At 33.2% G+C, this 674-nt stretch carries 1 protein-coding gene; it reads right to left on the bottom strand.

Annotated elements, in window-relative coordinates; all coding sequences use genetic code 11:
* On the bottom strand, positions 1-674 hold a 674-nt coding region (locus tag HMPREF0072_RS10325), incomplete at both ends, for a VirD4-like conjugal transfer protein, CD1115 family (RefSeq protein ID WP_004830360.1).

The following is a 674-nucleotide window of genomic DNA, read 5'->3' as shown; positions in this document are numbered from 1 at the left end:
GTAATATCAAACTTATCAGATAAGAAAGGTCTTACTCCTCTTAGCTGGTATATACACTTACCACCGTCCATTACAGTTATTTCATCTTGACTCATAAGTTCCTTACCAGTTTTTTGATAATTTAGTCCAAAACTCTTTTGATTCGATCTTGTTTCTGATGTGTTATATAGGTCTATGGTTTCTTTGCCTAGGCTTTCAGATAATTCTTTTAATGTTGTTCTTTCTTTGCCTCCTAAAAATAACGTCGAATCACAATTGCCAACTATGGTATCGGCATTATCTTTATAGATACTTTTTAGTTGTGATTGTGCTTGTAATATTATACAAGCTGATATTTCTCTACTTCTAATAGTTGCAATAAGCTTTTCAAATTTAGGAATTAAGCCAATATTTGCAAACTCGTCAAGTAGGCATCTCACATGAATAGGAAGTCTTCCGCCGTATTCGTCATCTGCTTTATCACATAATAGATTAAATAATTGTGAGTACATTATTGATACTACAAAGTTAAATGTATCATCTGTATCCGATATTATTACGAATAAAGCTGTTTTCTTTTCTCCAAGTGTATCAAGCTCCAGTTCATCTTCTTTCATTAAGTCCCTAAGTTCCTGAATATCAAATGGAGCAAGCCTTGCTCCACAGGATATAAGGATTGATTTGGCAGTTTTTCC

The organism is Anaerococcus lactolyticus ATCC 51172 (genome assembly GCF_000156575.1).
GTDB lineage: Bacteria > Bacillota > Clostridia > Tissierellales > Peptoniphilaceae > Anaerococcus > Anaerococcus lactolyticus.
This window is presented reverse-complemented; position numbering and strand designations above follow the sequence as displayed.